We start from the raw sequence: 850 nt of genomic DNA, 5'->3' as shown, positions 1-850 counted from the left end.
TCGGACGTAGAAAAGAGCGGCGGGCTTGGCCCGCCGCTCTTCTTCTGAAGATCAGCTTCGGCTGTTAGTGGCCGAAGAGATTCCGGTCGCTGCCCTGAGGGGCGGACTTCTGTACGTCACCCGACGAATTAAGCAGCTTCGCGACGAGGCCACCGCTGTTGCGGATCGAGCTCGTGTGCGAGGTGTCAACCGAAGTGACGGCAGGCTGGTTGGCGCTGTTGGAGCCAAAGTTGTCGCTGCCGGCGAAGGCACTGCCGGTGATGGCCAGAACGGTGGCGGCAGCAATGAGGATCTTGTTCATTTTAGTCTCCTGAATTTTTCGAGCCTCTCCAGGGCGGCGGGACAGACCCGCCGTCCGCGTGGGTTGGCTGTTAGTGGCCGAAGAGGTTACGGTCGCTGCCCTGAGCGGGCGTCTGGGCAACCGGTTCCGATGTCTTGGTGGAGGCCGTGTACGACTGGTCCACCGCGGCTGCAGGCTGGTTGGCGCCATTGGAGCCAAAGTTGTCGCTGCCGGCGAAAGCGCTACCCGAGATGGCCAGAACGGCTGCGGTAGCAAGAATGATCTTCTTCATTTCAAGTCTCCTGAATTTTTGGATTTCGCCAGGGCGGCGGGCGAGCCCGCCGTCAACTGGTGATTCGGCTGTTAGTGGTTGCCGAAGAGGTTGCGGTCGCTGCCCTGAGCAGGCGTCTGAGCAGCCGGTTCCGACTTCTTGATCGAAGCGGTGTACGAGCTGTCGACAGCAGTGGCTGCGGGGACGTTCGAACCGTAGTGGTCGCTACCATTAGCGAAGGCGCTGCCGGAAATGGCCAGAAGGGCGGCGGCAGTGAGAATGATCTTTTTCATTTTATG

Annotated in this window: 3 protein-coding genes; all 3 read right to left on the bottom strand. The window is 60.5% G+C overall.

What is annotated here, in order from left to right:
* Nucleotides 1–64: 64 nt before the first annotated feature.
* Nucleotides 65–301, bottom strand: a complete 237-nt coding sequence (locus EN935_RS38195) for a DUF680 domain-containing protein (RefSeq protein WP_127265145.1) — start codon at nucleotides 299–301, stop codon at nucleotides 65–67.
* Nucleotides 302–371: 70 nt separating this feature from the next.
* On the bottom strand, nucleotides 372–572 hold the full coding sequence (locus EN935_RS38190; protein ID WP_127374352.1) for a DUF680 domain-containing protein: 201 nt from the start codon (nucleotides 570–572) through the stop codon (nucleotides 372–374).
* 71 nt (nucleotides 573–643) lie between these two features.
* The gene (locus EN935_RS38185) at nucleotides 644–844 is read right to left on the bottom strand and encodes a DUF680 domain-containing protein (RefSeq protein ID WP_109666845.1); all 201 of its coding nucleotides are present in this window, start codon (nucleotides 842–844) and stop codon (nucleotides 644–646) included.
* Between the last annotated feature and the right edge of the window lie 6 nt (nucleotides 845–850).

This window comes from Mesorhizobium sp. M7D.F.Ca.US.004.03.1.1 (genome assembly GCF_003998635.1).
Classification (GTDB): Bacteria; Pseudomonadota; Alphaproteobacteria; order Rhizobiales; family Rhizobiaceae; genus Mesorhizobium; species Mesorhizobium loti.
This window is presented reverse-complemented; position numbering and strand designations above follow the sequence as displayed.

What these genes read in the sequence shown, in the direction of transcription:
- EN935_RS38195 (WP_127265145.1), bottom strand. Translation starts at nt 301, where the DNA reads ATGAACAAGATCCTCATTGCTGCCGCCACCGTTCTGGCCATCACCGGC.
- EN935_RS38185 (WP_109666845.1), bottom strand. Translation starts at nt 844, where the DNA reads ATGAAAAAGATCATTCTCACTGCCGCCGCCCTTCTGGCCATTTCCGGC.
- EN935_RS38190 (WP_127374352.1), bottom strand. Translation starts at nt 572, where the DNA reads ATGAAGAAGATCATTCTTGCTACCGCAGCCGTTCTGGCCATCTCGGGT.